Origin of the sequence: Ancylobacter dichloromethanicus (assembly GCF_018390645.1) — a bacterium.
GTDB classification, from domain to species: domain Bacteria; phylum Pseudomonadota; class Alphaproteobacteria; order Rhizobiales; family Xanthobacteraceae; genus Ancylobacter; species Ancylobacter dichloromethanicus.
Window position 1 is genome coordinate 430,700 of the sequence record NZ_JAHBGC010000004.1, and the last position, 25,845, is coordinate 456,544.

26 protein-coding genes, 1 tRNA gene and 1 riboswitch are annotated in these 25,845 nt (G+C 68.2%); of the genes, 15 read left to right on the plus strand and 12 right to left on the minus strand.

The genetic code is table 11. From position 1 onward, the window contains the following. The first annotated feature begins 84 nt into the window (after positions 1 to 84). From KHC23_RS02155 to KHC23_RS02165, 3 genes are read left to right on the plus strand one after another with little or no spacing between them, the layout of a single operon-like run. Positions 85 to 1,755 carry an electron transfer flavoprotein-ubiquinone oxidoreductase gene (locus tag KHC23_RS02155; protein ID WP_213368909.1) on the plus strand — a complete coding sequence of 557 codons (1,671 nt, stop codon included), beginning with the start codon at positions 85 to 87 and terminating at the stop codon, positions 1,753 to 1,755. Positions 1,756 to 1,763: 8 nt separating this feature from the next. Further along, entirely contained in the window at positions 1,764 to 2,813 is a 1,050-nt protein-coding gene (locus KHC23_RS24260) for a hypothetical protein (protein ID WP_246543983.1), read from the plus strand. Positions 2,814 to 2,849: 36 nt separating this feature from the next. Further along, a complete protein-coding gene (locus KHC23_RS02165; RefSeq protein ID WP_213368912.1) occupies positions 2,850 to 3,749 on the plus strand; it encodes an alpha/beta hydrolase in 900 nt (299 codons plus the stop codon). Here KHC23_RS02165 and KHC23_RS02170 read toward each other — a convergent pair. After that, positions 3,736 to 4,197 (minus strand): hypothetical protein, encoded by a 462-nt coding sequence (locus tag KHC23_RS02170; protein ID WP_213368913.1) that lies wholly within the window; start codon positions 4,195 to 4,197, stop codon positions 3,736 to 3,738. The two genes, KHC23_RS02165 and KHC23_RS02170, sit on opposite strands and share 14 nt — an antisense overlap. A gap of 299 nt (positions 4,198 to 4,496) precedes the next feature. On the opposite strand from KHC23_RS02170, the gene phnC reads away from it, so the two are divergent. The 4 genes from phnC (at position 4,497) to KHC23_RS02190 (ending at position 9,286) form a co-directional block, all read left to right on the plus strand. Further along, positions 4,497 to 5,339 carry a phosphonate ABC transporter ATP-binding protein gene (gene phnC, locus KHC23_RS02175; RefSeq protein ID WP_213368915.1) on the plus strand — a complete coding sequence of 281 codons (843 nt, stop codon included), beginning with the start codon at positions 4,497 to 4,499 and terminating at the stop codon, positions 5,337 to 5,339. A 13-nt stretch (positions 5,340 to 5,352) separates the two neighbouring features. Next, positions 5,353 to 6,357, plus strand: coding sequence for a phosphonate ABC transporter substrate-binding protein (gene phnD, locus KHC23_RS02180; protein WP_213368923.1), 1,005 nt, complete (start codon positions 5,353 to 5,355; stop codon positions 6,355 to 6,357). A 168-nt stretch (positions 6,358 to 6,525) separates the two neighbouring features. Then, positions 6,526 to 7,347, plus strand: a complete 822-nt coding sequence (gene phnE, locus KHC23_RS02185) for a phosphonate ABC transporter, permease protein PhnE (protein WP_213368925.1) — start codon at positions 6,526 to 6,528, stop codon at positions 7,345 to 7,347. Positions 7,348 to 7,537: 190 nt separating this feature from the next. Further along, a complete protein-coding gene (locus tag KHC23_RS02190) occupies positions 7,538 to 9,286 on the plus strand; it encodes an ABC transporter ATP-binding protein/permease (RefSeq protein ID WP_213368927.1) in 1,749 nt (582 codons plus the stop codon). 7 nt (positions 9,287 to 9,293) lie between these two features. Here the strand turns inward: KHC23_RS02190 and clcA are convergent, their stop codons facing one another. From clcA to KHC23_RS02210, 4 genes are all read right to left on the minus strand, one after another. Then, a complete protein-coding gene (gene clcA, locus KHC23_RS02195; RefSeq protein ID WP_213368930.1) occupies positions 9,294 to 10,595 on the minus strand; it encodes a H(+)/Cl(-) exchange transporter ClcA in 1,302 nt (433 codons plus the stop codon). A 143-nt stretch (positions 10,596 to 10,738) separates the two neighbouring features. Next, entirely contained in the window at positions 10,739 to 11,701 is a 963-nt protein-coding gene (locus KHC23_RS02200; RefSeq protein WP_213368931.1) for an ABC transporter substrate-binding protein, read from the minus strand. 74 nt (positions 11,702 to 11,775) lie between these two features. Then, positions 11,776 to 11,892, minus strand: a riboswitch (TPP riboswitch). A gap of 178 nt (positions 11,893 to 12,070) precedes the next feature. Then, positions 12,071 to 13,273 carry a winged helix-turn-helix domain-containing protein gene (locus KHC23_RS02205; RefSeq protein WP_213368933.1) on the minus strand — a complete coding sequence of 401 codons (1,203 nt, stop codon included), beginning with the start codon at positions 13,271 to 13,273 and terminating at the stop codon, positions 12,071 to 12,073. Further along, entirely contained in the window at positions 13,270 to 14,022 is a 753-nt protein-coding gene (locus KHC23_RS02210) for an ABC transporter permease (RefSeq protein WP_213368936.1), read from the minus strand. The genes KHC23_RS02205 and KHC23_RS02210 overlap by 4 nt, the downstream gene beginning before the upstream one ends. A 166-nt stretch (positions 14,023 to 14,188) precedes the next feature. Here KHC23_RS02210 and KHC23_RS02215 point away from each other — a divergent pair, with 166 nt between their 5' ends. From KHC23_RS02215 to KHC23_RS02225, 3 genes are all read left to right on the plus strand, one after another. Continuing rightward, complete coding sequence (locus tag KHC23_RS02215; protein WP_213368938.1) at positions 14,189 to 15,034, plus strand: universal stress protein; 846 nt, start codon at positions 14,189 to 14,191, stop codon at positions 15,032 to 15,034. A 204-nt stretch (positions 15,035 to 15,238) separates the two neighbouring features. Further along, a complete protein-coding gene (locus KHC23_RS02220) occupies positions 15,239 to 16,339 on the plus strand; it encodes a choloylglycine hydrolase family protein (RefSeq protein ID WP_213368941.1) in 1,101 nt (366 codons plus the stop codon). 81 nt (positions 16,340 to 16,420) lie between these two features. After that, positions 16,421 to 16,630 (plus strand): hypothetical protein, encoded by a 210-nt coding sequence (locus KHC23_RS02225; RefSeq protein ID WP_213368943.1) that lies wholly within the window; start codon positions 16,421 to 16,423, stop codon positions 16,628 to 16,630. A gap of 164 nt (positions 16,631 to 16,794) precedes the next feature. Here the strand turns inward: KHC23_RS02225 and KHC23_RS02230 are convergent. Further along, a tRNA-His gene (locus KHC23_RS02230) sits at positions 16,795 to 16,871 on the minus strand. Between the two features lie 175 nt (positions 16,872 to 17,046). Between KHC23_RS02230 and KHC23_RS02235 the strand changes: the two genes are divergently transcribed. Both KHC23_RS02235 and KHC23_RS02240 read left to right on the plus strand, forming a co-directional pair. After that, positions 17,047 to 17,262: a DUF4089 domain-containing protein gene (locus KHC23_RS02235; protein ID WP_213368945.1), complete on the plus strand. Its 216-nt coding sequence runs from the start codon at positions 17,047 to 17,049 to the stop codon at positions 17,260 to 17,262. An 8-nt stretch (positions 17,263 to 17,270) separates the two neighbouring features. Further along, complete coding sequence (locus KHC23_RS02240; RefSeq protein ID WP_213368947.1) at positions 17,271 to 18,680, plus strand: AtzE family amidohydrolase; 1,410 nt, start codon at positions 17,271 to 17,273, stop codon at positions 18,678 to 18,680. 3 nt (positions 18,681 to 18,683) lie between these two features. Here the strand turns inward: KHC23_RS02240 and KHC23_RS02245 are convergent, their stop codons facing one another. Both KHC23_RS02245 and KHC23_RS02250 read right to left on the minus strand, forming a co-directional pair. After that, positions 18,684 to 19,457 carry a TIGR02186 family protein gene (locus KHC23_RS02245; protein ID WP_213368949.1) on the minus strand — a complete coding sequence of 258 codons (774 nt, stop codon included), beginning with the start codon at positions 19,455 to 19,457 and terminating at the stop codon, positions 18,684 to 18,686. Further along, positions 19,454 to 20,380, minus strand: a complete 927-nt coding sequence (locus KHC23_RS02250; protein WP_213368950.1) for a sulfite exporter TauE/SafE family protein — start codon at positions 20,378 to 20,380, stop codon at positions 19,454 to 19,456. Before KHC23_RS02250 ends, KHC23_RS02245 begins: the two co-directional genes overlap by 4 nt. Positions 20,381 to 20,707: 327 nt before the next feature. Between KHC23_RS02250 and KHC23_RS02255 the strand changes: the two genes are divergently transcribed. Both KHC23_RS02255 and KHC23_RS02260 read left to right on the plus strand, forming a co-directional pair. Continuing rightward, entirely contained in the window at positions 20,708 to 21,988 is a 1,281-nt protein-coding gene (locus KHC23_RS02255; protein WP_213368952.1) for a PQQ-dependent sugar dehydrogenase, read from the plus strand. Positions 21,989 to 22,052: 64 nt separating this feature from the next. Beyond that, positions 22,053 to 22,397 (plus strand): c-type cytochrome, encoded by a 345-nt coding sequence (locus tag KHC23_RS02260; protein WP_213368954.1) that lies wholly within the window; start codon positions 22,053 to 22,055, stop codon positions 22,395 to 22,397. A gap of 59 nt (positions 22,398 to 22,456) precedes the next feature. On the opposite strand, the gene KHC23_RS02265 is transcribed toward KHC23_RS02260, so the two are convergent. The 3 genes from KHC23_RS02265 to meaB are packed head-to-tail and all read right to left on the minus strand — an operon-like array spanning position 22,457 to position 24,606. After that, positions 22,457 to 23,092 (minus strand): pyroglutamyl-peptidase I, encoded by a 636-nt coding sequence (locus KHC23_RS02265; protein ID WP_213368955.1) that lies wholly within the window; start codon positions 23,090 to 23,092, stop codon positions 22,457 to 22,459. Next, on the minus strand, positions 23,092 to 23,544 hold the full coding sequence (locus KHC23_RS02270) for a response regulator (protein ID WP_246543989.1): 453 nt from the start codon (positions 23,542 to 23,544) through the stop codon (positions 23,092 to 23,094). Before KHC23_RS02270 ends, KHC23_RS02265 begins: the two co-directional genes overlap by 1 nt. A 48-nt stretch (positions 23,545 to 23,592) precedes the next feature. Next, positions 23,593 to 24,606 carry a methylmalonyl Co-A mutase-associated GTPase MeaB gene (gene meaB, locus KHC23_RS02275; protein ID WP_213368957.1) on the minus strand — a complete coding sequence of 338 codons (1,014 nt, stop codon included), beginning with the start codon at positions 24,604 to 24,606 and terminating at the stop codon, positions 23,593 to 23,595. An 87-nt stretch (positions 24,607 to 24,693) separates the two neighbouring features. Here meaB and KHC23_RS02280 point away from each other — a divergent pair, with 87 nt between their 5' ends. Further along, positions 24,694 to 24,897: a CsbD family protein gene (locus tag KHC23_RS02280; RefSeq protein WP_213368959.1), complete on the plus strand. Its 204-nt coding sequence runs from the start codon at positions 24,694 to 24,696 to the stop codon at positions 24,895 to 24,897. 81 nt (positions 24,898 to 24,978) lie between these two features. Here the strand turns inward: KHC23_RS02280 and KHC23_RS02285 are convergent, their stop codons facing one another. Continuing rightward, the gene (locus KHC23_RS02285) at positions 24,979 to 25,839 is read right to left on the minus strand and encodes a branched-chain amino acid aminotransferase (RefSeq protein ID WP_213368961.1); all 861 of its coding nucleotides are present in this window, start codon (positions 25,837 to 25,839) and stop codon (positions 24,979 to 24,981) included. Positions 25,840 to 25,845: the final 6 nt, after the last annotated feature.

Genomic DNA, 25,845 nt, shown 5'->3' on the forward strand with positions numbered 1-25,845 from the left:
TCCTATCCCTCGCGGGGAGAGTTGTCAGGCCGGGGCAAGCGTGGAAGAAGTCCAATCAGCACCCTGCGGCAGCGGAGAGACGGAATGGACGCGGCGGAACGGCCGGCGGAACTGCCTGAACGCGAGGCGATGGAATTCGACGTCGTTGTCGTCGGCGCCGGGCCTGCCGGGCTGGCGGCGGCGATCCGGCTCAAGCAGCTCGACGCGGACCTCGCCGTCGTGGTGGTCGAGAAGGGCTCGGAGGTCGGCGCGCACATCCTCTCCGGCGCGGTGATCGACCCGGCCGGGCTCGACCGCCTGTTCCCGGACTGGCGCCAGGAGGCCGATGCGCCGCTGAAGACGCCGGTGACCGACGACCGCTTCTATTTTCTCGGCCCCGCCGGCGCGCTGCGGCTGCCCAACATGCTGATGCCCCCGCTGATGAGCAATCACGGCGCCTATATCGGCTCGCTCGGCAATGTCTGCCGCTGGCTGGCGGGCAAGGCGGAGGCGCTCGGCGTCGAGATCTATCCCGGCTTCGCCGCCGCCGAGGTGCTCTACGAGAACGGCGCGGTGGCGGGCGTCGCCACCGGCGATATGGGGATCGGCCGCGACGGTGCGATCACCGACCGCTTCACCCGCGGCATGGAACTGCGGGCGAAATACACGCTGTTCGCGGAAGGCGCGCGCGGCCAGCTCTCCAAGCAGTTGATCGCCCATTACGGGCTCGACGCCGGATGCGAGCCGCAGAAATACGGCATCGGCCTCAAGGAACTGTGGACCGTGCCGACGGAAAAGCACCGGCCGGGGCTGGTGCAGCACTCCTTTGGCTGGCCGCTCGACAACGCCACCGGCGGTGGCTCGTTCCTCTACCATATGGAGGACAACCAGGTGATGGTGGGCTTCGTGGTTCACCTCAACTACGCCAATCCGTGGCTCTCCCCGTTCGAGGAATTCCAGCGCTTCAAGACTCACCCGCTGGTGCGCGCCACGCTGGAGGGCGGCAAACGGGTTTCCTATGGCGCCCGCGCCATCACCGAGGGCGGCTACCAGTCGGTGCCGAAGCTGGTGTTTCCCGGCGGGGCGCTCATCGGCTGCGCCGCCGGCTTCGTCAATGTGCCGCGCATCAAGGGCAGCCACAACGCCGTGCTGTCCGGCATTCAGGCCGCCGACGAGGTGGCGAGGGCGCTGGGCGAGGGGCGCCGGCACGACGCACTTGCCGGATACGAGGCCGGCTGGCGCGACTCGGCCATCGGCCGCGACCTGTGGAAGGTGCGCAACGCCAAGCCGCTGTGGTCGAAGCTCGGCACCTATGCCGGCATCGCGCTGGGCGGGCTCGACATGTGGCTGAACACGCTTTTCGGCGTCTCGCCCTTCGGCACGCTGGGGCACGGCAAGCCGGATTCGGCGACGCTGGTTCCGGCGGCACAGGCCAGGCGCATCGACTACCCCAAGCCCGACGGCATCGTCTCGTTCGACCGGCTGTCCTCGGTGTTCCTGTCGAGCACCAACCATGAGGAGGATCAGCCGGTCCACCTGAAGGTGGCGGACATGGCGCTGCAGAAGGCTTCCGAGCACGACGTCTATGCCGGGCCCTCGGCCCGCTATTGCCCGGCGGGCGTGTATGAATGGGTGGAGGAGGGCGGCACGCCGCGCTTCGTCATCAACGCGCAGAACTGCGTCCACTGCAAGACCTGCGATATCAAGGACCCGAACCGCAACATCACCTGGGTGGCGCCGGAGGGCGGCGGCGGCCCGAACTACCCCAATATGTGAGGATGAGGATGCGGCAGCTTCTCGCGGTCGTGATTATGGGTGCCGGCCTATGGGTGGGCGCCGGCCTGCCGGCCCGGGCGCAGGACGCGCCCGATTACGCGCCCTACCGCGAGGGGCTGTTCCTGAGCTACCTCAACGCCGCGCCGGGCGAGATCGGCGCCGTGCCCCGGCTCGGCCTGTCCTTCGGCGGCGAGCCCTTGCGGGCCGAACTGGATTCCGGCTCGACCGGCATCGTGGTCGCCGCCGAATTCGTGCCCGGCTTCGAGGCGATGCCCTCTCAGGGGCCGGCGAGGCTGACCTATACAAGTTCCGGGCGGGTGATGCTCGGGCAGTGGGTTGTCACCCCGGTCACGCTCTCGGGCCGCGAGGGCGCGAGCGTGACGACCGAACCTCTGCCGGTTCTGGTGGTGACCGAGGTGCAGTGCCTCGGTCATGCGCGCGACTGCCGCCCGACGACCCAGCCGCGCAACATCGCCATGATCGGCGTCGGCTTCGCCCGCGAGGGTGACAGCCAGAGCCAGAGCACGCCGGACAAGAACCCGCTGCTGCATGTGACCGGCGGCGACGGGCGGCGCCGGCAGGGCTATATCCTCTCGCCGGAGGGCGTGCATGTCGGCCTGACCGCCGCCAATACGCGCGGCGCCTTCCGCTATCTCAAACTCGTCCGCCGGCCCGATGGCGCCGACTGGGCGCCGCTGCCGGGCTGCATCGCGCTGGGCGGCTCGACCCTGCCGGCCTGTGGCACGGTGCTGATCGATACCGGCGTGTCGGTGATGTACATGACGGTGCCGGCGGCGCAGGCGCCATCGGTTCAGGGAACGGCCGCCGAAGGAACGCTGCCGCCCGGCACGCAGGTGGCGATCAGCGTCGGCGAGGAGGGCAGCGCGTTCCCGCTCTACAGCTTCGCCGCCGGCGATGGTTCGCCGCTGGCGCCGGACGCCATCCATCTGCGGGTGGCGGATGACCGGGTTTTCGTCAACACCAGCTACCACCTCCTGAACGGCTTCGACATGCTGTTCGATGGCGAGGGCGGCTATGTAGGGTTTCGGCCGAGATAGCGGTGTCGGTCGGCAGCATTGGCGCATGAGGGGCAGATGACCAGCGAGATCGATGAACTGAGGAAGCTCTTCGCCGCCCAGCCGCGCCCGACCAATTGGACGGAACGCCGCGCCCGAATGGACGAGATTTGCGCCATCGACCCGCCGCCCGACGATGTCGCGTTCTCGCCCGTCGACATCGGCAGCCTGCCGGCCGAGTGGTCGCAGGCGCCCGGAAGCGACGCGGCGCGCGTGCTGCTGTATTTCCATGGTGGCGGCTATTGCTCCGGCTCGATCCGCAGCCATCGCGCCATGGTCGGCGCCGTCGGCAAGCTCGCGGGCATCCGCACCCTTGCGGTCGGCTATCGGCTGGCGCCTGAGCACCCCTATCCCGCCGCGCGCGACGACGCGCTCGCCGCCTGGCGCTTCCTGCGGTCGCAGGGCTACGCGCCGCAGTCCATTGCCATTGGCGGCGACAGCGCCGGCGGCAACCTGACGCTCGCCACGCTGGTCGCCCTGCGCGAAACCGGCGAGGCGATGCCGGCCGCGGCCTGGCTGGTGTCGCCCTGGAGCGACCTGACGATGAGCGGCGCCACGCTCGACAGCAAGGCCGCGGTCGATCCTCTGATCAGCCGCGACTACCTTGCGGGGCTGGCGGAGGCTTTTCTGGCGGGGCACGATGCGCGCGATGCGGCAGTCTCCCCGCTCTTTGCCGACCTCGCCGGCCTGCCGCCGACGCTGGTCCAGGTCGGCTCCAGCGAGGTGATGCTGGACGATGCGGTGGGCATTGCCCGCGCGCTCGGCGCCGCCGAGGTGCCGGTGGCGCTGGAGATATGGCCGCGCATGATCCACGCCTGGATGGTGTGGTCCGCGCGGCTTGCCGATGGACGCGCCGGCCTCGACCGCGCGGCCACCTGGCTGCGCGGGCAGCTTGCGCGCGGGATCAGAACAGACTGAACACGAACACCGCCAGCAGGATGGCGGCGGCCCACAGGTCCGTCACCATGGCGACGTTCTCGTGCATGTTGCGGTGCGGGCGCCTCAGGTGATTGATGCCGGCGAGGCCGAGGAACAGGCCGCCGATGAAGGCCACCGGCAGCGCCCAGATCGAGAACAGGATCGACAACAGGCCGGCGAGGCCGATGGAGACATTGGCGAAGCCGAGTTCCTGCACCACCACATGCGCGCCCGGCGCGTCGGCGCCGAGAATGCCCTTGAGCGTGAAGCCGGGCTTCACGATCTGCGAGATGCCCGCCAGCAGCAGCCGCACGCCCACCGCCCAGAAGGCGAACCATTTGGTGGCGACGACAATCAGGCTGCCGAGGCCGGTGATGTTGGGATACTCCGCCGCGATGCTCAGCAGCGGCGCCACCACCATCGTCAATGCGACAATTGCATAATACATGTGGCCCCCGCTTCCGTTCAGCCTGCCCGATCCCGGCGCGAGTGTGGCGGCCAAGCGCCCCCGAAGTCAATGAAGCCGATGTGCCGGCAGGTTTTTTTGCCCGCGCCGGACTGGACTGCGCGGCGTGGAAAGCGGTGACGGCGCCGGGCGCGAAGCCATGCGGAGGCACCTGCGCACCTTGTGAAAGGGAGCCGCGGTGCAGGGCGCTCCGATGTCACAAAACGGCAATCTACATTTCATCCACCCGTCACCGGGCAGGGCTACCCCAAGCCGGTCTTCAACAGGCCGGCGGAGCACCGATGGCGGCAGCCCTTCAACTTGACCGAGTCAGCAAGACCTTCGGGCAGATGCGCGCGGTGGAGAACGTTTCGCTCACCATCCAGCCCGGCGAGCGCGTCGCCCTCATCGGTGCCTCCGGCTCGGGCAAGTCCACGCTGATCCGCCTCGCCTCCGGCCTCGTCCTTGCTGATGGCAACGGGGCGGGCTCCGGTGCCATCCATTCCTTCGGCGTGAAGGTACAGGAAGGCGGCAAGCTGGCCCGCGACGTGCGCGCGGCGCGCCGCCATATCGGCCTGGTCTTCCAGCAATTCGCGCTGTCCGGCAGGCTCTCGGTGATGACCAACGTGCTGGTCGGGGCGCTGGGGCGGATGAACGCGCTGCGCGGCGCGCTCGGCCTGTTCAACAGCGATGAGCGGCGCACCGCGTACGCCGCCCTCGCCGAGGTCGGCATCGCCCAGCACGCCGCCAAGCGCGCCCGCGAGCTTTCCGGCGGCCAGCAGCAACGCGTCGCCATCGCCCGTGCGCTGGTGCAGGGTGCCAAGCTGGTGCTGGCCGACGAGCCGATTGCCTCGCTCGACCCCAAGAGCGCCAAGCGGGTGATGGACACGCTGGTGACGATGAGCCGCGACCACGGCATCGCGCTGGTCGTCTCTCTGCACCAGGTCGACTACGCCACCGCCTATTTCGACCGCATCGTCGCGATGAACGCCGGCAAGGTCGTGTTCGACGGCCCGGCCGCGCAGATCAACGCCGCCTTCCTGACCGAGCTCTACGGCGCCAGCGCCGAGGAGCTGATCCTGCCCAGCCAATTCGTGGTGCCGGCCCCCGCCGATGCCACGGCCCCCTCCCAGACCGTTTCCTGACAGGAGCACACCCATGAAACGCCTGATCGCCGCCGGCCTCGCGCTGGCCGCCCTTGCGAGCGTCCCCGCCCGCGCCGAAGAGATCAAGGAGCTGAACTTCGGCTTCATCTCCACCGAGTCCTCGGCCAATCTCGCCAAGAGCTTCGAGCCGCTGATCAAGGACATGGAGAAGGCCATCGGCATTCCGGTGAAGCCGTTCTTCGTCGGTGATTATGCCGGCGTCATCGAAGGCATGCGCTTCAAGAAGGTCGATGTCGCGTGGTTCGGCAACAAGTCGGCGATGGAAGCGGTGGACCGCGCCAATGGCGAAGTGTTCGTCAAGACCGCCAAGCCGGACGGCTCCTCGGGCTATTATGCGCTGATCGTCACCAATGCCGACCGCAGCGACATCAACAACCTCAAGGACGTTCTGGATTGCTCGAAGGGCTATAACTTCGGCAATGGCGATCCGAACTCGACCTCGGGCTTCCTGGTCCCCAGCTACTACGTGTTCGCGCTGAACAATGTCGACCCGAACAAGTGCTACAAGCGCGTCGTGACCGGCAATCACGAAGCCAACCTGCTGTCGGTCGCCAACAAGCAGGTCGACTTCGCCACCAACAACACCGAGAACGTGTCGCGCCTGCAGGCGACCCGTCCGGAAGAAGCCGCCAAGATCAAGGAAGTGTGGCGCTCGCCGCTGATCGCCGGCGACCCGATCGTGTGGCGCAAGGACCTGCCGGCCGACCTGAAGGCGAAGATCTACACCTTCTTCATGACCTATGGCCGCCTGGGCACCCCGGAAGAGATCACCCATGCGCGTGAAGTGCTGGCCAAGACCTCTGATGGCTGGGGTGTGTTCCTCGCTTCGTCCGACGCCCAGCTGATCCCGGTCCGTCAGCTCGAGCTGTTCAAGTCGAAGGTCAAGGTGCAGAACGACGACAAGCTCTCCGCCGACGAGAAGGCCGCGAAGATCAAGGAGATCGACGCCAAGCTCGCCGCGCTCGAAGAGCAGCAGAAGAAGCTTCCCAGCATGTGAGTGCGGCCTGTTTTCCCTCGTGGCCGGGCTTGACCCGGCCACCCAGCCTCGGGGCCGTCACGCGGTCCCTGGGTGCCCGGGGAAAGCCCGGGCATGAGGGGAAAAGGTTGTGTGAGACAGTTCATCCCCGGCATGTCGCCGGGGATTTTCATACCGGGAACTCCCCACATGTTTGCTGCCGACGCCGCCCACCGCACCGCCACGCGCACCATGCCCGCGCCGCCGGTCACGCCGCTGACGACCCGGCTGATCCGCCTCGCCATCGCGGCGCTCACCATCGTGATCCTGGTCGGCGCCTGGTACGAGGCGGAGATGAACCCGGTGCAGCTGTGGCGGGACTCCGGCAACATGGCGACCCTCGGCGCCGATTTCCTGCGCCCGAATTTCGCGGATTGGGACGTCTATACGAACGCCATGCTGGAAACGCTGGCGATCGCCATCTGGGGCACGCTGCTGGCCGTGATCGCCGGCATCCCGCTCGGCATCCTCTCGGCTGACAACGTCTCGCCGCGCTGGCTCGCCTTCGGCGTGCGCCGGCTGATGGACGCCTGCCGCGCCATCAACGAACTCGTCTTCGCGCTGATCTTCATCGCCGCGGTCGGCCTCGGCCCGTTCGCCGGCGTGCTGGCGCTGTTCGTCCACACCACCGGTGTGGTCGCCAAGCTGTTCTCCGAGGCGGTCGAGGCCATCGATCCCGCGCCGGTGGAGGGCATTCGCGGCACCGGCGGCACCTGGCTGCAGGAAATCATCTACGGCGTGCTGCCGCAGGTGCTGCCGCTGTGGATCTCCTATGCGCTCTATCGCTTCGAATCCAATGTCCGCTCGGCCACGGTGCTGGGCATCGTCGGTGGCGGCGGCATCGGCATGACCTTCAACGAGACCATGCGCGGCTTCCTCTATTCGCAGGCATCGGCGATCCTGATCATCGTCATCGTGACGGTCACCGCGCTCGACCTGATCAGCCAGCGCATCCGCAAGAAGTTCATCTGACGCCGCGCCTCCGGGCCTTCGTATCGACAGGGTAAGCGCGGACGCCCGGCGTCCGCGCTTTTATGCCGACGGAAGGCGCGGCAGCGGCGAACGACGTCCAAGCTCTCCAATCGGTAATGTTGCGGCCACCATCCCGCCAGCATTGCTCGGCGTAGATGTGGTCATCGCGACATCTGCCGGAGTAGCCCCCTTGCGTGTGATTGCCTCCCTGCTCGCCGATGTCTGGCGGCTGTCGATCCCCTATTTCCGTGGCGAGGACAAATGGCGCGGCGGCGCGCTGCTCGCGGCGGTGATCGCACTGGAGGTCGGCTGGGTCTACGTGACCGTGCTGATCAACCAGTGGAACGCGGTCTTCTATGACGCGATCCAGCAGAAGGACTACGCCGCCTTCGTCCACCAGCTCTGGATCTTCGCGTTCTATGCCGCGGGCGCCATCGCGGTCGCGGTCTACCAGATCTATCTGCGCCAGTGGCTGGAGATACGCTGGCGCACCTGGATGACCGACAAGTACCTCAGCGCCTGGCTGGCCGACGAGACCCATTACCGCATGCGGCTGAAGGGCGACGAGGCCGACAATCCCGACCAGCGCATCGCCGAGGATATCCGCTCCTATATCGGCCAGACCATCGGCCTGTTCCTCGGCCTGCTCAGCGCGATGATGACGCTGGCCTCCTTCGCGGTCATCCTGTGGGGCCTCTCGGGAGATTTCGCCTTCAACCTGTTCGGCGCCAGCTGGGACATCCCCGGCTATCTGGTCTGGGCCGCGTTCGCCTATGCGGCGGTCGGCACGCTGATCGCCCATCTCATCGGCCGCGTGCTGGTGAAGCTCAACTTCGACCAGCAGCGCTTCGAGGCCAATTACCGCGTCGACCTGGTGCGGGTGCGCGAAAATGGCGAGCAGATCGCGCTGATGCAGGGCGGCCCGGTGGAACGCACGCGGCTGCTCTCCCGCTTCAGCCATGTGGTGCATAATTACTGGGGCATCATGATCGCCCAGAAGCGGCTGACCTGGTTCACGTCCGGCTACAGCCAGCTGTCGGTCATCTTCCCCTTCATCGTTGTCGCGCCGGCCTATTTCACCGGGGCGATCCAGCTTGGCCAGTTGATGCAGACCTCCTCCGCCTTTGGCCAGGTGCAGGGCTCGTTCTCCTTCTTCATCAACGCCTACGCGACGCTGGCGGAGTGGAAGTCGGTGGTCGACCGGCTGGTCGGCTTCGAGAAATCGGTGATGGCGACCCAGGCCGAGGCGCTGCGCAGCGATTTCCACCGCGTGCCGGCCGAGGGTCCGGCGCCGCTGGCGGTGAGCGCGATGGAGGTGCGGCTGCCGGACGGGCGGGCGCTGCTGGAAGTCGAGGCGCTGGACCTCGCGCGCGGCGAGCGGGTGCTGCTCACCGGTCCCTCGGGCAGCGGCAAGAGCACGCTGCTGCGCGCCATCGCCGGCATCTGGCCGCACGGCCATGGCGAGGTTGAGCTGGCGCCGGGCGCGCGGGTGCTCACCCTGCCGCAGCGGCCCTATCTCCCCGTCGGCACGCTGCGCGGCGCGCTCGCCTATCCCGACCCGCTGGAGAATTATGACGACGAGAGGCTGCGCGAGGCGCTGGAGGCGGTCGGCCTGCCAGCCCTCGCCGGGCGGCTCGACGAGAGCGCGCCATGGGCCGCCATCCTGTCGGGCGGCGAACAGCAGCGCCTCGCCGTGGCCCGCGCCCTGCTGGTGAAGCCGGACGTGCTGCTGCTGGACGAGGCCACCTCGGCGCTCGACGAGGCGAGCGAAGCCGCCCTCTACCGCATACTGCGCGAGCGGTTGGCGCAGACCGCCATGCTCTCCATCGGCCACCGCTCGACGCTGGTCGAGCAGCACGAGCGGCAGATCGCGCTGCGCCGCGACGCTGTAGGGCCGGCGCGGCTCATCTCCCCCGTGCCGGCGCCTGCGGCGGCGTGAGGGGCGCTCAGCGCGAGCCGGCGGCGCGGGCTTCCGCCTCGATCGCCAGCGTGCGCTCCAGCAGGATCTCGTAGATCGGCCGTCCGCCGAGCGCCAGAAACGCCATATGGGCGAAGATGGCGCAGATCATCACCGGCACCAGCACCGCATAGGCGCTGGTGAGTTCCAGCACCAGCACCATGCCGACCAGCGGCGCGCCGATGGTGGCGGCGAACAGCCCGCCCATGGCGGCAATGGCGAAGGTGGTGTGGGCCTGGTAGGGCAGGTCGAAGAACAGGTCCAGCGTGGTGCCGTAGCAGAGCCCGATCGTGGTCGCGAGCGCCAGGATCGGCGCGAAGATGCCGCCAGCGACGCCGGTGGAATAGCTCGCCATGGTCATGACGAAGCGCAGCAGCACCACGAAGGCCAGCATGCCGAGCGGCAGTGATTCCTTGGTGAGTTGCACCGCCAGCAATTCGCCGCCCTGCGTCGCCTCCGGCCGCACGAACATCAGCACGCCGACAGTGAGGCCGACAAAGGTCGGGAAGATGTAGAAGGAGCTGCGCATGCCGAAGCGGCGGACATGGTCGAGCGACCAGACCAGCGTGCGGTTGAAGACGAAGCCGGCCCCGCCGAGGATGAGGCCGAGCAGGGCGAAGGCGGGCAGCCAGCCATAGGGAATGGCGGTGGCTTCCAGCAGCATATAGGGTCGGTTGCCGGTTAGGTATTCGGTGACGATGGCGCTGGCGATGGAGGCGAGCACCACGGCGATATAGGTCCGCGAGGAATAGGGAAACTGCCGGCGCGTTTCCTCGATCACGAACAGCACCGCCGCGAGCGGCGCGTTGAAGGCGGCGGCAAGGCCGGCGGCGCCGCCGGCGGCGAGCAGGCCACGCATGTCCTCGCCCGACCATTTCATCAGGTCGGAGGCGGCCTTGGCGACCGAGGCGCCGATATGGATGGTCGGCCCCTCGCGGCCCAGCACCATGCCGGAGGAGAGCGAGAGCAGGCCGGCGACGAACTTGACCGGCAGCACCCGATGCCAGTGCACCTCGCGCAGCCCCTCCATCGCGCCCTCGATCTCCGGCACGCCGGAGCCGCTCGCCTCGGGGGCGAAGCGGCGCACCAGCCAGAGCGAGACGACCGTCATGGCGGCGGCGACCAGCGCGGCGGCGGCGTAGAGGGGAAAGCCGTCGAGGCCGAGGCCGGTGTCGAGAAAGGCCGGCCAGGCCGCGGTCAGCTTCTCGACGCCGACATGGAAACCGGAGCCGAGAACGCCGACAACGGCACCCACCAGTATCGCCACCACGTGATACGCCACGTTCCCCATGCCTCGTCCTCACCGTCCCGGATGCGTCCCGCATCGGTTAGCATCGCTGGCCGGGTATCGGAAGAAGCCTGGCCCAACTTGGCGGGCGCCGCGCCGTGTTTGACCGCGACGCGCCACCCGGGAGGCTCACGACAGGGCGAGGCTTACGGCAGCGCGGGCGCGTAGACCGAGACCGGCTCGACCTTGTCGATCAGGCCGTGGCTCTTCATGAAGTCGCCGAATCGGGCGTAGCGGCCTTCGTCGAGTGCCGCCGGCGCATGGGTGAAGCGGCGCAGCGTGTCGGTCCAGGCGGTGCGGTTCAGCTCGTCGTCCAGCTTCGGGTTGGCCTTGACGAACAGCGCCCAGGCGTCGTCCGGGTGGTTGAGGATATAGATGGTGGCTTCTTCCACGGCCGCGAGGAAGCGCTTGAGCCGGGGGTCGGCAATCATGTCCTTGCGGGTGACGTAGATCAACTCGTCGAACACCGGCACGCCGTGCTCCTCGGGGAAGAAGGCGCGGCCTTCCTTGCCCTCAAGCCTGATCTGGGTGAGTTCGAAATTGCGGTAAGCGCCGATCACCGCGTCGACCTTGCCGGCGACGAGGGCGGGCGAGAGGGCGAAATTGACGTTGATCATGGTCACGTCGGACGGCTTCAGCCCGGCGCTTGCCAGCATGGTGCCGAGCAGCGCGTCCTCAAGCCCGGCCACCGAATAGCCCACCGTCTTGCCCTTGAGATCGGCGATCGAGGTGATCGGGCCGTCCTTCAGCACCACCAGCGCGGTGAGCGGGGTGGAGATGAGCGTGCCGAAGCGCACCAGCGGCAGCCCTTCCTTCACCGAGAGATAAAGGTTCGGCTGGTAGCTGACCGCGATGTCGGCCTGCCCGGCGGCGACCAGGCGCGGCGGGGCGGAGGGATCGGCTGGGGCGACCAGCTCCACATCGAGGTCGTGCGCTTTGAAGAAGCCCTTCTCCTGCGCGATGATCAGCGGCGCGTGGTCGGGGTTGACGTACCAGTCGAGCAGTACGGTGAGCTTGTCGTCGGCGGCCGCGGGGGCCAGGCCAAAGGCGAGGCCGAGCGTGAGTGCGACGAGCAGGGTGCCGGCGCGTGCGGCAATGGTCTTGAACATGGATCTCCTCCCAGTTGGAGACCCGGCGCGAGCTATCGGGGGAAATCCGGCAGGGGCGTCACGCACCGCGTGCGGCCCCGCCGTCGCTCCGTCCCTTCGCCGGCATGACCCGGATCAGGTTCAAAGGGTCTGGCGGCTGCCATCTCAGCCCCTTGATCGGAAACGATCGCGGGACACCCCTCGGACGCGCGCAAACTAGCATCGCCGGCAGGGCGGGGCAAATGGACGGGAGAGCGGGTGCAGGGCTGCCACCACGCCCTTGTGCCCGGGCCCGACCCGGGCACCCAGCCGCCCCGGCACCGAGCGACGTTGGCGCTCTGGAAAGTCTGGGTCCCCGGGTCGGGCCCGGGCATGATGGAAGGGGGCTCGCTATCCCCCCCGCCAGCCGTCGAGATAAACGGTGCGCTCGACCCCGGCGAAGCGGCCGAGACGGGCGAGTTCGGCGTCGAGCGCATCGAGCCGTCCGGCCGAGGCGCGTACCGCCGGCTCCAGCCAGAGCCGGCGCACATCGAGCGTGCCGGCCTTGCGGTCGGCCTTCATGTCGATGCGTCCGACCATTCGGTCGCCCTCCAGAATCGGGAAGACATAATAGCCATAGACCCGCTTGGGGGCCGGCACGAACACCTCGATGCGGTAGCTGAAGCCGAACAGCCGTTCCGCCCGGGCGCGGTCGCGCAGCAGCGGGTCGAACGGGCTCAGCACCCGCAGCCGCGCCGGCGCGGCGGGCAGGGCGTCGAAGATGGCGGCACTGCCGGCGAAGGCGTGAGAGGCGCGCGGCCTGCCGCCATCGGCCGGCGCGACCAGAACCGGCTCCAGCCGCTCGCGATTGGCCTCGATCCAGCCTTTCGCCTCCTCCGGCGAGACGAGGTCCCAGAAGGCGGCGATTTCCCCATGGGTCGCGAAGCCGAGACGTTCCAGCGCCGAGGTGCAGGCCCAGTCGGTGAAAGCGCCCTCGCTGACCTCGCTCGCGCGGTAATGGGCGGGAATGACGCGCTCGGTGAGGTCGTAGACCTTCTGGAAGCCCTCGCGCCCGGCGATGGCGAGCGCGCCGGTGCGCCAGTGATATTCCAGCGCGGTCTTCTCCGGGTGCCAGTTCCACCAGCCGCCGGCCGGGCGCTTGCCGGCGCTCCTGTCCTGCTCGAAGTCGCGGGCCATCAGTCGGCCCTCATGGCGCACCCGTTGCAGCACGTGGTCGACATAGGTCTCGAAGCCGTTCTCGTGCCAGGAGCGCCAGCGCTCCGCCAGCGTCGCCTGCGCCCGGGCGAAGCGGTGCTTCCAATAGGGGAAGAAGGCCGAGGGGATGATGGCGGCGTCGTGCGTCCAGTGCTCGAACAGCGCGCCGTCCTTCTCCAGCAGGGCGGTGAGGTGGGCGCGCTTGTAGCTCGGGTTGCGGGCGAACAGGATGTGATGGTGCGCCCGCTCGACAGTTGAGATGCTGTCGACCTGCACGAAGCCGACGGTCTCGATCAGTTCGAGGAGCCCGGCCCTGGTCAGCGCGCCGCGCGGCCGGCTGAGCCCCTGCTTGGCCAGGAAGACGCGCCGGGCATCGGCATTGGAGAGATGCAGGGTCATGCCGGCGCGGTCTCCGGCGCCCACGGCACGAGCCGCGTCAGCCCGCGGTCGACCAGCGTGAACAGGATCAGCGCCATGGCCAGCAGCACGGCGAGCGCGGCGAACACCATGTCGGTCTGCATCCGGGCGTTGGAATAGATCATGAGATAGCCGAGCCCGGCCGAGGCGCCGACCCATTCGCCCACCACGGCGCCGATCGGCGCGACGGCAGTGGCGACCCGCAGCCCCGAGGTGAGAGCCGGCAGCGCGGCGGGGATGCGGATGAAGCGCAGCGTTTTCGCCGTTCCCGCGCCGCCGAGCCGGGCGAGGTCGACAAGGCCCTGCTCGGTGCGCGCCAGCCCGTCATGGAAGGCGGAGGCGACGGGAAAGAAGATGATCAGGCTCGCCATCACGATCTTCGAGGCGAGGCCGAAGCCGAACCAGATCACCAGCAGCGGGGCGATAGCGAACACCGGCAGCGCCTGCGCCACCAGCAGCACCGGGCGCATGGCGCGCCGCGCCAGCGGCGAGGCGGCCATGGCGAGCGCGCAGGCGATGCCGAGTACCGAGCCGCAAGCGAGCCCGAGCAGCATCTCACCCAACGTAATCGCGGCATTGTGTGCGAGGATGCCGGCATTGTCCCACGCTGTCACAGCTATGCGCAGCGGACCGGGCAGTATGTAGGCCGGCACGCCAAGAAGGCGCACCGCGCCTTCCCAGAGTCCCAGCAGCACGAGAGTGACGGCAAGCGCGCGCCCGATGGCGGCCATGGGGGAGATTCCTGCATTCGTTGCAGCACTTATAGCCGCAGCCCGGCAAATGCGCGACGGTCGCGGCTGCCCGGGATGGAAGACGCGGAAACACTTGACGGCCATCAACGCGGCGACACTTCATGGCGTGCAAAAAAGTTTTGACCGGAACAGGGGAGGAACCCAGATGATCAAGGACATTCTCGTCAGCCTTCGCGTGGGGGACAATTCGGAAGACGTGGCGGTGGACTACGCGGTCTCCGCCGCCGCTGCGCTCGGCGCGCATCTGACGGGCGTCGCGGTGAGCTACGAGATCGACGTTCCGCCGGTCTATACCGAGGCCTTCTCCACCGATTTCATCGAGGCGCAGCGCGAGGAGAGCCAGCGCCAGGCGCGCACCTCGGTCGAGCGCTTCGGCGAGGCGGCGCGCTCGCTCGGTCTTTCCGGCGAGGTGCGGCTGATCGACGGGACCCCGGGCGGCGCCGCCGAACAGATCGGGGTAATGGCCCGGCTGTACGATCTCACCATCGTCAACCAGGCCGACCCGGACCGGATGGGTCCCGAGGAGGTGATCACCGAGGCGGTGCTGTTCGATTCCGGCCGCCCGGTGCTGGTGGTGCCGCGCAAGCAGCAGAAACCGTTCTCGGCCAAGCGGATCATGGTCGCCTGGGATGGCGGGCGCACCTCCGCGCGCGCGGTGGCGGAAGCGCGGGCGCTGCTCGGCCATGCCCATCTGGTCGAGGCGGTGGTGGTGGAAAGCGGCAAGCCGCTGCGCAAGAAGGGCGTCGACCTGCCCGGCGCCGACCTCGCCCGCCATCTGGCGCGGCACGACAAGACGGTGGAACTGCGCAAGCTGGTGCCGACCGACGGCGAGGGCATTGCCGACGTGCTGCTGAAGGAAGTGGCGGCGCGCGACATCGACCTCGTGGTGATGGGTGGCTACGGCCATTCGCGGCTGCGCGAATTCGTGCTCGGCGGTGTCACCCGCGACATGCTCGAGCGCATGACCGTGCCGCTGTTCCTGGCCCATTAAGGCCCGCGGTCCGTGCCGGAAATCAAAGCCCGGCGCCGCGCGCCGGGCTTTCGTGTTTCTGTGCCCGTTTTATGGTTTCTGTTCGATGCTGCCGGCCGCGCGCCGGGCAAACGCAAGACGATCTTAACCTGTAAAGGGTCAGTTCTGCCGGTGGCTCCAGTATTCCGGTAGGGGTCAACGGTTCAGAAATCCGAAAGGAAGACGATGAAGAGACTCCTCGCAACCACGCTGGCCCTGCTGGCCACCGTCAACATGTCTCTCGCCTGCACCGCGGTCGATCTCGTCGCCAAGGATGGCAGCGTTGTCGCCGGACGCACCATGGAATGGGCGTTCGACATGAAATGGCAGCTGGTCAGCCAGCCCAAGGGCACCGAACTGACTCTGGTCGCGCCGGCCGCCCTCGACCTGCCGGCCCACAAGGTGACGACCAAATACCCGGTCGTCGGTGTGAATGCCGGCATCATCCCCGGCGGGGCGTTGCTCGACGGCCAGAATTCCGAAGGCCTGTCGATGAGCGGCAATTTCCTGCCCGGCTTCACGCAGTACCAGACGGTGACGAAGGACGATAAGGAATACCAGACGGTCCTCACCTTCGGCTCGTGGGCGCTGGGCAGCTTCGCCACGGTGGCGGAACTGCGCGCGGCGCTGAAGACGATGAAGGTGTGGGCGGACGACACGCTCGCCACCGGCCCGACGCCGGCGACCATTCACTTCGTCTTCGTCGACCGCAGCGGCGCGGGCATCGTGGTCGAATATGTCGGCGGCGAGGTGCAGATCCACGACAATGTCGCGCATGTGCTCACCAACGCGCCGACCTATGACTGGCATCTGAACAATGTCCGCAACTATCTGAGCCTCTCGACGGTCGGCGTGTCGAGCCGCGAGGTTGCCGATGTGAATGTGACCGAACTCGGCCAGGGCGGCGGCATGCTCGGCATGCCGGGCGACTACACCCCGCCCTCGCGCTTTGTCCGCGCGACCGTGCTGCGGCACAATGCGACGCAGCCGGAGGATGTCGGCGCGGCGGCGCAGACGGTGGCCCACATCCTCAACAATGTCGACATCCCGATCGGCATCGCCCAGTTCCACCAGAAGGACGGCACGCTGGGCTCCGACTACACGCAGTGGATCGTGGTCAAGGATCTGACCAACAACAAGCTGATGATCGCCGATTATGACAACCGGCTGAACTACCTCACCATCGACCTCGCCCCGCTGTTCGCGCAGACCAAGCCGGCGGCGCGGCTGGTCACCGAGCTGCCCTACCCGAAGACGAGCGCCGGCGCCGAGGTGCTGGCGCCCTGATCGCCATCGCCGGCCGGCCCCACCGGGCTGGCCGGCGACTTGCATGGGGCCTCTTCGCTCGAAGCGAGGAGGTCCCGCGCCATGTCGTCGAAGACCAAGCCACCCCGTTCGGTGTCGCCGCCGCCGGCGTCGCCCGTCCCATTTTCGCCGGAACGGGTCCGCGCCTCCGATGCGTTCGCGGTGGCCTATGCGCGCAAGCGCGGCGGGAGGGTGCGGGTGCGGCCGGATGTGTGGCTGGAACTGCGGGCGGCCGGGGCGGACATGGCGCTCTACATCTGCGACACGCGCTGAGGCGCCGCCGGGCTTCGAGCACGGCACCGGACGTGTCCGGCCGTGCTTCCCGGCGTCTGGCCTCAGGCGAGCGCCCGGATTGTTGGGGAGCGCCAGGTGGCGCCTCTCTTCGCCCGGCCCGCATCGTCACGTGCTGCGGGAGGGGAAACCGCGCGGATCGGTTCTGGTACAGCTGGGTGGGCTCGAACCACCGACCTCCGGTTCCACAGACCGGCGCTCTAACCAACTGAGCTACAGCTGCGTGCCAGAACGGCGCGGAACCTACTTTGGCGGCCCGCGCTTTGCAAGACCACCGCGCACGCTTCCGCAACCGGGGTGGACAACCTCGGTCGTGCCCCCCATCGGCCGTCGCCCGCGCGTGGCACGCTTCCTGTATGATCTCCGCTCTGGAATGGGCGAGGGCAGGGGGCATCGTCATGCAGACGTCGGAAACGACCGGGCGCGCGGCGGCGAATCGCGCGGATATCGAAGCATTTCTGGACGCGGGCCTGAGGGTGGCCGGCCTGCCGCTGGAACCCGAACTGCGCCCGCGCGTGCTGATGCATCTGGAGACCGCGGTGGCGATGGCCGCGCTGGTCGCCGACTTCCCGCTTCCCGACGAGGCCGAGCCGGCCCCGGTCTACCGGCCGTGAGCGCCGCCATGGCTGACGCTCCGGAGGCCGCCGCCCTGCTCGCCGGTCCCGCCTGCGACCTCGCCGCGGCGGTGCGGGAGGGTAAGGTGAGCGCGCGCGCCGTCACCGAGGCGGCGCTGGCACGGATCGAGGCCGTCGATCCGGTGCTGAACGCGTTTACCGATGTCACCCGCGAAAGAGCGCTGGGCGAGGCGGACGCGCTCGACGCCGCGCGGGCGGCGGGAATGACGCTCGGGCCGCTGGCCGGCGTGCCCTTCGCGGTGAAGAACCTGTTCGACCTCAAGGGCCTGCCGACGCGGGCGGGCGCGAAGATCAACCGCGACCGCGCGCCGGCGCTGCGCGACGCGACGCTGGTGGAGCGGATGACTGCGGCCGGGGCGGTGTGCCTCGGCGGGCTGAACATGGGCGAATATGCCTATGATTTCACCGGCGAGAACCTGCATGATGGGCGCTCGGCCAACCCGCATGATCCCGCGCACATGTCGGGCGGCTCCTCGGGCGGCTCGGGCTCGGCGGTGGGCGGCAAGCTGGTGCCGCTGGCGCTCGGCTCGGATACCAATGGCTCGATCCGCGTGCCGTCTTCCTTCTGCGGTATTTTCGGGCTGAAGCCGACCTATGGACGGCTGTCGCGGGCGCGCAGCTTTCCCTTCGTCGCCAGCCTCGACCATCTCGGGCCGTTCGCCCGCCATGTCGGCGATCTCGCCGCCTGCTACGACACGCTGCTCGGGCCAGACGCGGACGATCCCGCGCTTGCCGACCAGCCCTTCGCGCCGACCCTGCCGGCGCTCGACGCGCCGGGCGATCTCAAGGTCGCCGTGCTGGGCGGCTGGTTCGCCCGGCAGGGCACGCCGCAGGCCTATTCGGCGGTGGCGCGGGCGGCGAAGGCGCTGGGGGCCACGGCCAGCGTGGAGCTTCCCGAGGTCGAGCGGGCGCGGGCGGCGGCGTATCTCATCTCGATGGCGGAAGGCGCGGCGCTGCATGAAGGGCGGCTGCGCGCGCGGCCTTTGGATTTCGACCCGGCGGTGCGCGAGCGTCTGCTGGCGGGTTCGGTGCTGCCGGCGGCGTGGATCGCGAAGGCGCAGATCTTCCGCCGCTGGTTCCGCGAGCGGGCTCTGGCGCTATTGGCCGACTGGGACGTGCTGATCGCGCCGGCGACGCCGGTGCCGGCGCCGCGCGGCGGGCAGACGACGTTCGTGCTCGACGGGCGCGAAATGCTGGTGCGGCCGAACATCGGCATCTACACCCAGCCGATCTCCTTCATCGGCCTGCCGGTGGCCGCCGTGCCGGTCCCGACCGGGGAGCGGCTGCCCATCGGCGTGCAGCTCATCGCCGCGCCGTGGCGCGAGGACGTGGCGCTACAGGCCGCGCGGGCGCTGGAGCGGGCGGGAATCGCCTTCGCGCCGGAGCCGGTGGTGTAAGGTTCAGTCGCGCCGGAAGACGATATTGGCGATGAAGCCGACGCACAGGGCGGCCAGGGCGGTGACGATCCCGTAGAGCCAGGGATGGTTCTGCGCGGCGGTGGCCACGGTCTGCTCGAAATCGACCTTCGCCACCTCGAAGCCGAGCGTCCCACGCGCGACGAGCGCGCCGTCGGCGAAGGTCTTCACCACCACCTCATAGGTGCCGATGGGCGCCGAGCCGGGAATCGGGATGGAGGCGCGGAACACGTTCGGGGCGATGAACTCCACCCCGGCCGGGCGCTCGAAATACAGTCCCTGCGCCTGCTTCACCCTGAGGAAGGCCTGCCGGAACGGATCTTCCGGCACCACGTCGGCATAGTCCGAGCCGATGCGCTGCAGCAGGCGGTTATTGTCCAGCCCGGCCTGTTCCCGGCGCAGAATGTCGGGGGTCGCCATCAGCGCCGGCGCGCGGCTGGCAAGCACGGCGAGATAGGCCGGCGCGGCGAGAAAGCTGCGGCTGTCGACATTGACCCACAGGCCGAGAAATCGCTCCTTGCGCCAGGTGGTGAAGCTCTCGCTCGGCCCGCGCACGGTGACGATGACGTCCGGCGTCCCGGTGCCGGCCGACGCCGCGCCGGGTGCGATGACGCCGAACAGGACCAGCGTGTCGCCGGTGAAGTTCGAGGTGATGGTGACGCGGGCCTTGGACAGCGACAGCACGAGCTCCGCGCCCCGCGCCTCGGCGCCGGACAGGGCCAGCAGAAGCAGCAGGAGAGGCGCGCCGAGCCGTCTCATCGCGCCGCCTCGTCGATCGAGACGGCGTAGAGGTCGGCCGGGGTGACGATCTGGTCGATGGCGACGCGGATGCCGACGGCGAGCACCAGCAGGCCGAGCAGCAGGCGCAGCCTCTCCGCCCGCATCGCCTGCCCGGCGCGCGCGCCGAACTGCGCCCCGATCGTGCCCCCGACCATGAGCACCAGGCCGAGCACCGCGTCCACCGTCTGGTTGAGCACCGCATGCATCACGATGGCGGCGGTCATCGTCACCAGCGTCAGCATCAGCGCGGTGGCGATGGAGGTGAGGGTGGGCACGCGCAACAGGTAGATCAGCGCCGGCACCAGGATGAAGCCGCCGCCAATGCCCATCAGCGCGCCGAGAAAGCCGATGGCGAAGCCGATCGTCACCACCGGGATGATTGACACATAGATGCGCGACTGGCGGAAGCGCATCTTGAACGGCATGCGCAGGAACCAGGGATGCGCCCCGGGCCGCTTCACGCTTGCCTTCTCGCCGCGCCATTCGCGCAGCAGGACGCGCAGGCTCTCCGCCACCATCAGCGAGCCGATGGTGCCCAGCAAGACGATGTAGGTCACGGCGATGACCAGATCGAGCTGGCCATGGCGCCGCAGCAGCATGAAGGTGACGACGCCGGCCAGCGTGCCGGTAAGGCCGCCCGCCAGCAGAACCAGCCCCAGCCGCACATCCACCAGCTTGCGCCGGAGATAGGTGAGCGTTCCAGAGAAGGAGGAGGCGGCCATGTGGGTGGAAACGCTGGCCACCGCGACGGCGGGGGGGACGCCGAGGAAGATCAGCAGCGGCGTCATTAGGAATCCGCCACCGACGCCGAACATGCCGGAGATGAACCCGACCGCGATCCCCAGCGCGAGGAGCGTGAACACGTTTACCGGCAGTTCCGCTATCGGCAGATAGATCGTCACGGGCAGGTCCGGCGTGGCAGGGCTTATGCCTTGAAGCCCTTAGCAGGATTCGCGCAACAAGGATTTAACAGGCACCGGCGGCCGGCTGCACGTGCCGCGCATCAATGCGTGATTTTATAATACATTATAAAAGATGAAACATCCAATATAGTTATGCATAATGTAGTATTTGAGTGCTACATTTTCAGAAGTGGTAATAATTTTTGGCCGCTACGTTGATTTAGGCGAGGAAACGCCAGCTTTGCTGACTTAACGTTTCGGAGCGTCATGCTAGCGTGCCGCCGTCAACGGGCCCGAGCGAGGCCCGGCATGTCTAGGAGGAACCCCATGTCTATTTTCCGACGCGGCCAGCGTTCCGCTGCGCTGCTCGCATCCACCATGTTCGCGGGCGCAGTGATGGTGTCGGCTTCGGCTTATGCCCAGTCGACCGACAATATGCAGAAGCTCTCCAACTTCCAGACCACCGGCGCCTCCATGGAAATGGAGACCGTGCCGCAGACCGGCCCGCGCGTCGATGCGTTCAACAAGACGCTTGCCGGGATCAAGCTTCCCGACGGCTTCAAGATCGCGCTCTACGCGATCGTGCCGGACGCGCGCGAGATGGCGGTCGGCCCGACCACCGGCGTTGTGTTCGTGGGCACCCGCAAGTCGAAGGTATGGGCCGTCACCGACCGCGACAAGGACCGCGTCGCCGACGAGGTGAAGGTGTTCGCGCCGTCGATCCAGTTCAAGCTGCCGCACGGCGTGTGCTTCTCCAAGGACGGCTTCCTGTTCATCGCCGAGCAGAACCGGGTGCTGCTGTTCCCGGCGGCCGAGTTCTTCTACGAGGGGCCGGATGTCGCCGCCTTCGAGGTGGTCAAGCAGGGCGAGCTTATCCCGCCCAGTGAGGAATCCTACAATCACACCGCCCGCGTCTGCCGCATCGGGCCGGACGACAAGCTCTACATAACGCTCGGCAATCCCTTCAACGTGTTCGCGCCGGAGAAGTACGACCTCTACAAGAAGAACGGCATCGGCGGCATTGTGCGCATGGATCGCGACGGCAAGAATCGCGATGTCTTTGCGTGGGGTATCCGCAATTCGGTGGGCATGGACTTCAACCCGAAGGACAAGACCCTGTGGTTCACCGATAATCAGGTCGACGGCATGGGCGACGATATCCCGCCCGGCGAGCTGAACCGCGCCACCAAGGCCAGCCAGAACTTCGGCTTTCCCTATTTCGGCGGCGGTTCGGTCCGCACGGCCGAATACAAGGACCAGACGCCGCCGGCCGACGCGGTGAAGCCGGAGGTCGAGATGGCGGCCCATGCCGCCGATCTCGGCATGACCTTCTACACCGGCAAGCAGTTCCCGGCGAAGTATCGCGGCGGCATCTTCTCGGTGCAGCACGGTTCGTGGAACCGCACCACGCCGGTCGGCGCGCGGGTGATGTTCACCTCGCTGAACGAGGATGGCACCGCCGCCAAGTCCGAGCCCTTCGCCGAGGGCTGGCTGTCGAACGGAGAGTATCTCGGCCGTCCGGCCTCGGTGGCGCAGCTCAATGACGGCTCGCTGCTGGTGGCGGACGACACCTCCGGCGCGATCTATCGCATCTCCTACGAGAAGTGAGCGCCTGCCGCCCCCGCGCCACGTGGTGCGGGGGCGGTTCTCCCCTTTCTGCCGGGAACACCTGATGAAACGAACCATCTGTCTGTCGCTGTCCGCCGCAGTATCGCTGCTCGCGGCGGCGACGCTGGCCTGCGCCCCGGCCATGGCGCAGGACGTCAAGGCCGGCCGCGCCAAGGCTTCCGTCCAATGCGCCGTCTGTCATGGCCAGGCAGGCATCGCCGAGCTGCCGACGGCCGCCAATCTCGCCGGTCAGCAGGAAATCTATCTGGCCAAGGCGCTGGAGGATTTCCGCTCCGGCAAGCGCGTCAACGAGATGATGACGGTGGTCTCCAAGGGCCTGTCCGACGCCGACATCGCCGATCTCGCGGCGTGGTATGCTTCGATCAAGATCACGGTCGAGACGCCCTAGCCTGGCGTCCGCGCTGTCTTGGCGGGTGCCACGGTCCACCGTGGCGTCCGCCTTTTCGTTCAGAGGCTTCTGCCGCTCTGCCGGTATTGCGCCAGCAGTGCGCGCAACAGCGCTTCCGTCGCCCGGGTGAGGCGTGCCTGCGAGAGGGCGCCGGGGCGCGGCAGGGGGATGTGGACGAACACGACGAGGCGCGGGCCGCCATCGGTCCGGGAGCCCGAGCGCGCCCAGCCATAGCCGCTCCAGGCCAGTGCGTTGCAGACATAGCGACCCGCCTCGCGCGACAGCCGCGCCGGCACGCCGGCCCCGCGCAGCGCCGCGAGCAGCGTCGCCGGGGTGGCACTCGGCGCCCGTTGCGCCGGGGCGCCGGGTTCCAGCGGGCGGGAGGCCGGCCGGCGGCCCGCCACGTCGGGAAAGACGCCGGTGGCGTTGCGCGCCACGCATTCAATTGAAACGTGGTGGCGCCGCGCGGCGACGCCGAGCATCAGCACGATGTCGGGCGCCAGCCGGTCGAGTGTGGCGGCAAAAGCCGCCGCCTCGTCCCAGCGGGTGGGCAGCACGCGCGCCTCGATGCGGGCGCCGAGGATCCGGTGGCTGCGGGCCAGCCGCCGCGCGAGCACGGCGGAAGGGTTGGCCGGCATGCCGGGAAAGCGGCCGAAGCCGGTGACGAGAAGGCGCGGTGTCCGCCCGAGCGGCATCAGGCCGCGCGAGCATCCAGCGCGCGCGCGAGCGCGCCGTGCAGGTCGGCGAGTTGGAACGGCTTGTTCAGCACTGGCCAGGAGCGCCAGGCGGCATCGATGGCGCCGTCCGTATAGCCGGTGGAGAACACGATCGGGATGCCGTGGCCGGCAATCGCCTCGGCGATGGCGTAACTGTGCCCGGTACCCAGATTGAGGTCGAGCATGGCGACGTCGATCTCGCCATGGCGCGAAGCGACGAAATTCAGCGCGTCGTCCGAACGCGATTCATTGCCGACGACGGTGGCGCCCAGTTCCTCGAGCATGCCCTCGATCATCATGGCTACCAACGTTTCGTCCTCGACGATGAAGACGCGCCGGCCTGACAGCGTGGGCTGATCCCCCATGGTAATAACGTAGCCCCCTTCGGTCGAACCTGCCTGTGCGGCGCCGACCGCCGTCCCGTTGCCCAACTTTGCAATATTGTTCCATCATTTCGGCTTTTTTGGGAGTTCACCGGCTCAAAGTTCCGGCCAGCCCAAAAGCGCCGCGATGCGGGAGGCGCCGAGCGTCGGCGAGAGGGTGCCGGCGGCGACGGCGCGCTCGATGGCGGGCCATTGGGCCCGAAGTGCCGGCTCGGCGCGCATCCGCTCGCGCAGCCGGTCGTCGAACAGGGTCCACATCCATTTGACCTGCTGGGCGCTGCGCCGCGCCTCCAGCGCGCCGGCGGCCTCGCTGCGCGCGCGATGCAGGAGCACCTGCGCCCACAGCGCCTCGATACCCTCGCCGGTGAGCCCGGAATAGGTGAGCACCGGCGTGCTCCAGAACGGCTCGCGCCCGCCCAGAACATGCAGCGCCGCCCGGTATTCGCTCGCCGCCGCCCGCGCGCGGGCGAGGTTGGCGCCGTCGGCCTTGTTCACCGCGACGATGTCGGCCAGTTCGATGATGCCCTTCTTGATGCCCTGCAATTCGTCGCCGGCGCCGGGCAGCATGAGCACGAGAAAAGTGTCGGTCATGTCGGACACGGCGGTTTCCGACTGGCCGACGCCCACCGTCTCCACCAGCACCACGTCATAGCCAGCTGCCTCGCACAGCAGCAGGGTCTCGCGTGTGCGCGCCGCGACCCCGCCCAGCGTGCCGGCGGCCGGCGAGGGGCGGATGAAGGCGCGCTCATCCATCGACAGGCGGGCCATGCGGGTCTTGTCGCCGAGGATCGAGCCGCCGGTCCGCGTCGAGGACGGGTCGACCGCCAGCACCGCGACGCGGTGGCCCTGCGCGAGGAGATGGCAGCCGAGCGAATCGATGGTGGTCGACTTGCCCACCCCCGGCACGCCGGTGATGCCGACGCGGATTCCTGCAGCTTGACGTGCAGCTTGATGTGGCAGCAGCGCCTGCAGCAGTTCGCCAGCCAATGCGCGATGCTGCGCCTTGCGCGATTCGACCAGCGTGATGGCACGGGCCAGCGTGGCGCGGTGCCCTTGGCGGACACCGTCGACCAGTTCGTCGAGCGCGGGAAGCGGGGCGGCGTGGATCAAAACGGGGGCCTGCGCGTTGTCGGAATGATGCTAGCAGCCGAGCCTTTGCCTGACGAGGCAGGGACGTTGTTTCAACAGGAGACCCCCATGAACTGGGATCGGATTGAAGGCAACTGGAAGCAGGTCAAGGGTCAGGTGCGCCAGCAATGGGGCAAGCTGACCGACGACGACCTGGATCGCCTGCATGGCAAGCGCGAGGAACTCGAAGGGGTTCTGCAGGAACGCTATGGCCTCGCCAAGGACGAAGCCAACCGCCAGGTCGACGAGTGGTCCCGCCGCTTCAAGATGTGACCGCTGCGCCGCATGACGAGGCGGGATAGCCTCGTTCGGGCAAAGAAATCGCCCCCGCCATCCGGTGGGGGCCTTTTTGAGTCAGGAATGGGCGAACTCCCAGTAGAGTTCGCGCGCGCGCCGAAAGACCGGCCCCGGCTGGAGGTCGCGGTCTTCGATCCGCGTCACCGGCGTGACCTTGGAATAGTTGCCGGTGGAGAATATCTCGTCCGCCTCCAGGAAATCGCGCCAGGTCAGCGCTCCCTCGACCACCTCGACTCCCGCCTCGCGCAGCAGGTTCAGCGTGCGGGTACGGGTGATGCCGGCCAGAAACGTGCCATTCGGTGCCGGAGTGAAGGCGACGCCGTCCCTCGCCAGAAACACGTTGGCGGTCGCGAGTTCGGCGACATTGCCCAGCATGTCGCAGAGCACGGCATTGTCGAAGCCGCGCCGATGCGCTTCCACCAGCGCCCGGCTGTTGTTGGGATAGAGGCAGCCGGCCTTGGCGTCGGTAACGGCGCATTCGAGGGTCGGGCGGCGGTAGTGCGACAGGGTGATCGCGGTGCCGTGGTCCGGGCTCGGCATGCCGGCCTCATAAAGGCTGAGGCACCAGCGGGTGGATTCGGGGTCGGCATCGACCGTGCGGGCGCCGGGATATTCCGCCCAGTACATCGGGCGGATGTAGAGCGCGGCGCCGGGGGCGAAACGCTTGATCCCCTCATGGGTCAGTTCGACCCATTTCTCCACCGAGACCAGAGGCTTGAGCCCCATCGCCAATGCCGAGCGATTCACCCGCTCGCAGTGCAGGGCGAGGTCCGGCGCCACCCCCTCGAAGGCGCGGGCACCGTCGAACACCGAGGTTCCGAGCCAGGCGGCATGGGTGCGCACACCCATGATCGGGATGTTGCCCTCCTGCCACTCGCCGTTGAAGAAGCTCCAGGTCCGGGTCCAGTGATGCGACATGCGTCC